The following is a 6996-nucleotide window of genomic DNA, read 5'->3' on the forward strand; positions in this document are numbered from 1 at the left end:
TAATTCAAACTCCGTTAGATTTAGTCTAGTTCAGCTCAATGATTAACCCAATACGGTGTATTAATCCTTCAGTCTAAGCGAAGATAGTTACGATTAAATGTAAGACTTTAGGATAGGCAGGCGAAATGATTGTTGAAGATTTACTGTTGGTGGTAGGTGAGCGACAGTTAAACATAAAGCATTGGGAATTAGCCGTAGGTCAGCATTGGGCAATTTTTGGCCATAGCGGCAGTGGTAAATCTTTGTTTGGTGCCTGGCTAAATGGTGAGTTAAGTGCAGAGCGAGGCGAGTGCCAAGGCCGACCAGAGCGAGTAGCGCTGGTATCCTTAGAGCTACAGCAAGCGTTGCTAGAAAATGAATTGGCAGAAGATGACAGCGACTTTAGCGATGAAATTGATGCTGGCCACAGTGTGGCCGAGCTATTAGCAATCAGCGGCAGCGATTCGCAAAAGATAAGTGAAGTGCTTGAGCAATGCGACTTAAGCCACTTGCTTGAACGCGGTTTTAGAATGTTGTCTACCGGTGAAACTCGCCGTTTAATGCTAGCGCGTGCCTTGTTAACTGAACCTCAGTTATTGATCCTTGATGAACCCTTTGCTGGGCTAGATATTGCTCATCAGCAAAACTTATTGCAGCTGCTAGAGGTGTTATCCGAGTGCTGCCAACTGGTGATTATTACCTCGCGAGACGAAGAGTTGCCAGCATCAATTAGCCATGTAGCGGTGTTAGATGAGGAGGGTTTAAGCCAACAACTCACCATTGAGCAGTGGCGGGAGCATCCAGAACGGAAAATGTTGGAGAGATTGGCCGCGAAGCAGTCAATGGCAATAGTGGAAGCGCTGCGGCAACATCAGCAACAAGATATTCCAGAACCATTGTTTTCTATTACTCAAGGGAGTGTGAGTTACGCTGGCGAGACGATTTTTAATGGATTGGACTGGCAAATAAGCCGAGGCCAGCATTGGCAGGTACGAGGGCCTAATGGTTGTGGTAAAAGCACATTATTAAATCTGATTTTTGGTGACCACCCACAGTGTTACAGTAATCACATTCAGGTCTTGGGTTACCAACGTGGCTCTGGCGAGAGCATTTGGCAGGTTAAGCAGCGTATTGGCATGGTATCAGCAGCGCTGCATTTACAATACCGAGTTAACTGTAGCGCCATAGAGGTGGTGTTGTCCGGGCTTTATGACTCTATTGGCATCTATCAACAGCCCAGTGAATTAGAGCTGGCTCAAGCCCGTTTATGGCTGCAACTTTTTGGTATGCAAGCGCTAGAGAAACAGTATTTCAAATCTTTGTCCTATGGCCAGCAGCGTTTATTGATTATTGCACGAGCGATGATAAAAGCGCCTAGTTTGCTGTTGTTAGATGAACCCTGCCAAGGCTTAGACTTTTTGCATCGCAGCACGGTGATTAATGCTCTAGAATTAGTGGCTAAAAATACCCTGAGTCACTTAGTGTATGTGACTCATCATCAAGAGGATGCGCTACCCAGCATTAAGCACTTTGTAGATTTTGATGATGGCGCAGTGCGGGTTAGTTCAACTACCAGAGAGCTTACTCAATAACACTGAGTGGCTAGCACGTTTTAACCGTTTATATAGAGGCAGATTTATGCAGTGGTACATTGGCGTACTTAAGCAGTATTTGGTTTTTTCAGGCCGTTCTCGTCGCAAAGAATATTGGATGTTTGTGCTGATTAACAGCATTGTGAGCGTGTTGCTGAGTGTTGTTGACCAAGCTATTGGCTCGGTGAACGTAGAATCTGGAATGGGCATATTAGGCAGTATTTATGGTATTGCGGTGTTGCTACCTTCTATTGGTGTGGCGATGCGTCGTTTACACGATACTGGTCGTACTGGCTGGTGGTTATGGATAGTGTTACTGCCAATCATTGGGGTACTGGTATTGTTGTACTTCTTTTGTTCAGACAGCCAATCTGAGAGCAACCAGTACGGTGCGAACCCCAAATTGACTCACGCTTAATGCAAGCACGTGCTTACTGATGTCTTTGAATGACAATAAAGGTACCGGCTTACAGCGTGAATACTATCGTCGTGGCCCAGATTATCGGCATGGGGATGAAGTGGATTTTGCCGATGTAAAACACACTTTTGGTTTTGCTGGGCTAGCGATTGGCGCTTGGGTGACCAAAGCAGAAAAGCAGCGCGCGGCCAGTTTAGTATTTGATGCCTTGGCAGATTTAGCATTTTTGTTAAATTTGCCGCCTAAGGCCTTGGGTTTGCGCAATAGCCTAAATTTAGCTTTTGGCACTGGCGGCCAGCGTAATGTGCAAGCGCATTATGCTCCGGGTAGCCAAACCTTAGCCCTTGCAAAAAATGCCGGAGCTGGGGCTTTGGCTCATGAGCCATGTATGTAGGGTAAATTTATAATCAAATTAGTATAAGCTGTGTTAGTGAGTCTATTTATATGGGCTCAATGTGGTTTTTGATTTGATGGTATAATCAAACTCGTCGTGCCTGTTTAAGAGTTGTAGTTCTAAGTTACTCAATAGTATTTTCCTTAAGTCGTTCCAGAAATACGCTTGTGCAGACATTGTGACTACGTCATAGTTGCGACTATGAATGCTAGCCATATCAGCCGTCTCCGGCAGAATCATTATCGTAAAGGCCCTGATTACCGCTTTGGTGATGATGTGTCTTTTGGTGAAGTTCGCGAACAATTCGGATTGTTAGGAGTGACAGTTGGCCGTTGGGTGAGCCGTGAAGAGCAGCAGATCGCCGCAAACCTTATATTTGATGCGATGGCTGATTTAGCTTTTGTCCTCAATGTACCGCCTGTTCTTATTGGCCTTAGAGGACAATTACGACTTGCGTTTGGTCACGGTGGAAACCCAACAGTTCAAGCTCATTATGCTCCGGCCTCTCGAACGCTTGCGCTAGCAAAAAATGCAGGCTCTGGGGCTTTAGCTCATGAATGGATTCATGGATTCGATAATCACGTTGCTGATAAAGCTTTTGTTAATGGTGGCGATACCTTCCAATTTGCTAGTCAAAGGTGGATCCGCAATGAAGTTATGAAACCTCACCCGTTAAATGATGCACTGGCTGAACTGTTTGGCTCTGTTTTTACGCCTACAACAGAGGCTCATGGTAATTTTGTTAAACAGGCCTTGGTATTGGATAAAGAGTTGGGCAGGTGTTATTTTAGCGAACCTACGGAGCTGTTCGCACGAGCCTTTGAGGCCGTTATTCAGTACCAAAGTGAGATAAAGAATCAGTATTTGGTCAGTGGGACTCAGAAAAGTGAGATGGCTAAAATGGGAGCTTATCCTACCCTAGCGCATTTATCCGAGATTAAACCAACATTGCTTAACTACTTTGCCCTGCTTGGACGTTTGATATAGTAAAGTTTGATAAATCTGATTTGTCTGACACGAGCCAATAAGTCTAGTTACAAGTATGAACTCAATAAGGGTATTGGCTTTGGAAGAATATCGGTCATTCGTGAAACTCAATTCCACTGTTAAATAATGTTGGTATCATGGTTTTCAAAAGGCGTGGTTATGCTGAGGTACTTTTCATTTTCTCGCCCCCCCCCGCGAGAAGTTGAAATCATTAAAACATATCAGGCTATTAATTTAAGTGTGTAAGTAAAGTGTTTGTGTTGGTATTTAATTGGCGTTTCGCTTTAAATTTACTATTGCGTATCTATGGTCTATCTCATTCTTATCGAGAGCGTGCCAGCACGATAACCGCTAGCACGTTTTTGGACAAAAATGAGTTACGGTGATTACTTGTCTAATAGTATGCTGGATTAAATTAAGTATCGCTGAATCGGACAATGAGAGACGTCAGATTTAATGCGCTTGTTACATTTTTCTACCAACTGAGCAATTTCTCCATCTTTCCAAAGCTGTAGGTAACTAAATCCGCTGTCAAGGCAAATACGTGTCGCTTGGGCTTCTTTTACTTTGAAAAACAATCGATCAGTATCAGCATGAAACTCTGGTTCTGAAATTACCGTTAAGGGACCAGACCACACAGACCAAACCTGGTTAAAAGTGTCGCGGTACGTACATAGAGCTCCTGACCGGTTTCAAGGCTATCCAAAATGCGAGAAAATCGCTTTAGAGACTTGCCAATAAAATCGTGATCTGGTTCAGCCTCTTCAAACTCTTGCTGGATTGTTTCTAGGTGCGCAGCATGCTGTTCTTTGCCAGCCAACGAAGATCCCTTAATTTCTTGAATCAAGGCTTTAAGCTCTGTAAGGCGCTCATTTCTATCTTGTTGAGTCTTACCTATACTAATCGTCACACTTGAATTGCTAATGTCGCCAGCTACAGCGCCCGGTGATTTCACATTATTTCGACTATTATCCTGCATATAATTGAGATTTCCGTAGTTATTAATAGTATGTATAGGTTCAGGTGAAGCTGAAGCAGTTGTGATGTCTTCACATTCAATGTCCAACATTTCAAAATACGCCAAGCCTTCTTGGCGCTTACCTTGGCTATCTATTACATAGCGACCTAGCAGCGCGTGCTGTTTGACCTCTGCCAAGTGGCACCAGGCTTGACCGCCTATCGAGACACTCTCACAATGAGGAGGAGCGACTCTTGTATGTTCAATCGTTTTTACAATACGCGGAAGAGCATCTTTGATATCCGCAGCCTTCCCCCAAAATGCCAGCGTCAGAGTAGCCTTTTTGTTGTCCGCCACAATGTTACAAATGACTTTATCATTAAATGCTATACGAATACCATTTCGCCACCAAGCGTGCTCTGCGGATAGGTGACTACACTCCGCAATCAACTTCTCGATAGCAAGACGGTGCATCCACTTGTAGTGAAGCTTATATTGAAAGTAAGCTTCTTTAGGGAGCAATAGTGCTTTGTCTGGCTCCTCTGGTAGCAAAGCAGTTACTACATATACATTGTCAGGTGAAAAAGAGAGGGAGGCACAATCAGAAGATTCATTGAGGCAGAATATCATCTGACTTTGCAGCATGAACTCCACAAAGACCTGGACATCGTTCAGCTCGTAGTCGCCTCGGAAAATTTCGCAAAGCTCCTTGCCTGTGATTTTCCCACCACTACCTTGAATAATATTTCGAGGGCTATAGAAGCTCTTACTTTGTTCAAACAAACGATAAATAGCGTTAAGCGCCCAGTTCTGATCAATGAAAATAGTTTCACTGAAATGGTTTTTGCGATAAAACACATCGCCGCATTTATACAGGTAGTTAAGTAAGGCTTCTGCTTGGTTTATCCCTTGCTCTTGGCATAATTGTTTGAAGGCCTCTTTACTCATCATATTGCCTTGCAATTCGAGGAGCTCGCGCACTTTAACCCAAGAGTTTGGTATTTGCGTAATGAGCTCACTTTGAGCTCTAAGGCACTCCTTTATAGCCGCTTCAAGAGAGCCAACATTTTGATACTTCAACGCACTTAATGGGAAGTGTTGCAGGGAACAATAGGGTTGCCCCTCTAAGTCTGGATGAAAGTTCCCTTTACTATGAGAACGGTCAATTTGGTTTTTCACCACAATAACAGAGCTATCGATAGTGTTATCAGTCACCAAATCTAACCAATAACGAAGTGTGTGTTGGTGTTCGTGTTCTTCTTCATCAGTATCTTCGGCCCAAAGAACGCAATAGATTCCACTTTGAGACTGAAACAAACGATGGGTAGCATGGTAGAGCTCTTGGCCGCCAAAGTCCCAAATACGGACTAACCAGTCATGCTCTCCTTCGCTAATGCGCCAATTTTTTAACGAAATACCAATGGTGGATTCGCAGCTTGGTTTGTCTTGTTGAAGGCCTTGCTCAACCAAAGCGTTAGCGAGAGTGGTTTTGCCAACCCGGCCATTGCCCAGCAAAAGCAATTTGTGACGATTGTTTTTTTGTGCGCCACTGTTCTTAACATCAAGCCAATAGTCCCGAAGACCGTCGATATCATCCAGCAGACTATGTGGTATGTGTCTAACAGGGTTGCCAGAGCAATCCAGTGTAGTTAATTGTTCCAGCCCCTCAATACCCGCTAAGCTTTGCAGTTGGTTGTCAGAGCAACCCAATTGAGTTAATTGCTTCAGCTCCCCAATGCCCACCAAGCTTTGCAGTTGGTTGTCAGAGCAATCCAATTGAGTTAATTGTTTCAGCTCCCCAATGCCCACCAAGCTTTGCAGTTGGTTGTCAGAGCAACGCAGCTTAGTTAACTGCTCCAGCCCCTCAATGCCCACCAAGCTTTGCAGTTGGCTGTAAGAGCAATCCAGTGTAGTTAACTGCTCCAGCCCCTCAATGCCCACCAAGCTTTGCAGTTGGCTGTAAGAGCAATCCAGTGTAGTTAATTGCTCCAGCTCCTCAATACCCGCCAGGCTTTGCAGTTCGTTGAAAGAGCAATCCAGTATAGTTAATAGCTTCAGCCCCTCAATACCCGCTAAGCTTTGCATTTGGTTGTCAGAGCAATCCAATTGAGTTAATTGCTCCAGCTCCCCAATGCCCACCAAGCTTTGCAGTTGGTTGTCAGAGCAACCCAATTGAGTTAATTGCTTCAGCTCCCCAATGCCCACCAAGCTTTGCAGTTGGTTGTCAGAGCAATCCAATTGAGTTAATTGTTTCAGCTCCCCAATGCCCACCAAGCTTTGCAGTTGGTTGTCAGAGCAATCCAGTTTAGTTAATTGCTCCAGCCCCTCAATGCCCGCCAGGCTTTGCAGTTCGTTGAAAGAGCAATCCAGTATAGTTAATAGCTTCAGCCCCTCAATACCCGCTAAGCTTTGCATTTGGTTGTCAGAGCAATCCAATTGAGTTAATTGCTTCAGCTCCCCAATGCCCACCAAGCTTTGCAGTTGGTTGTTAGAGCAATCCAATTGAGTTAATTGCTTCAGCTCCCCAATGCCCACCAAGCTTTGCAGTGGGTTGTCAGAGCAATCCAATTTAGTTAATTGTTCCAGCTCCCCAATGCCCGCCAAGCTTTGCAGTTGGTTGCCATAGCAACGCAGCTCAGTTAAATGCTCCAGCCCCTCAATGCCCGCC

5 protein-coding genes and 1 pseudogene are annotated in these 6996 nt (G+C 44.6%); 4 read left to right on the forward strand and 2 right to left on the reverse strand.

Features of this window, described 5'->3' with window-relative positions; translation table 11 throughout:
* Positions 1 to 125 precede the first annotated feature (125 nt).
* The 4 genes and pseudogenes from Q4549_RS20545 to Q4549_RS20560 all read left to right on the forward strand — a co-directional run bounded on the left by Q4549_RS20545 (position 126) and on the right by Q4549_RS20560 (position 3370).
* Positions 126 to 1571, forward strand: a complete 1446-nt coding sequence (locus tag Q4549_RS20545; protein ID WP_303554276.1) for an ATP-binding cassette domain-containing protein — start codon at positions 126 to 128, stop codon at positions 1569 to 1571.
* A 46-nt stretch (positions 1572 to 1617) separates the two neighbouring features.
* The gene (locus Q4549_RS20550) at positions 1618 to 1989 is read left to right on the forward strand and encodes a DUF805 domain-containing protein (RefSeq protein WP_303511415.1); all 372 of its coding nucleotides are present in this window, start codon (positions 1618 to 1620) and stop codon (positions 1987 to 1989) included.
* A gap of 19 nt (positions 1990 to 2008) precedes the next feature.
* A pseudogene (locus Q4549_RS20555) lies at positions 2009 to 2371 on the forward strand (hypothetical protein); the annotation flags it as partial.
* Between the two features lie 213 nt (positions 2372 to 2584).
* Positions 2585 to 3370, forward strand: a complete 786-nt coding sequence (locus tag Q4549_RS20560; RefSeq protein ID WP_303554278.1) for a CLCA_X family protein — start codon at positions 2585 to 2587, stop codon at positions 3368 to 3370.
* Between the two features lie 410 nt (positions 3371 to 3780).
* Here the strand turns inward: Q4549_RS20560 and Q4549_RS20565 are convergent, their stop codons facing one another.
* Positions 3781 to 4008 (reverse strand): hypothetical protein, encoded by a 228-nt coding sequence (locus Q4549_RS20565; protein ID WP_303554280.1) that lies wholly within the window; start codon positions 4006 to 4008, stop codon positions 3781 to 3783.
* On the reverse strand, positions 3990 to 6996 hold a 3007-nt coding region (locus tag Q4549_RS20570), incomplete at its 5' end, for a leucine-rich repeat domain-containing protein (RefSeq protein WP_303554282.1). The genes Q4549_RS20565 and Q4549_RS20570, both read right to left, overlap by 19 nt.

The sequence above is a fragment of the Agarivorans sp. 2_MG-2023 genome (assembly GCF_030548085.1).
Classification (GTDB): Bacteria; Pseudomonadota; Gammaproteobacteria; order Enterobacterales; family Celerinatantimonadaceae; genus Agarivorans.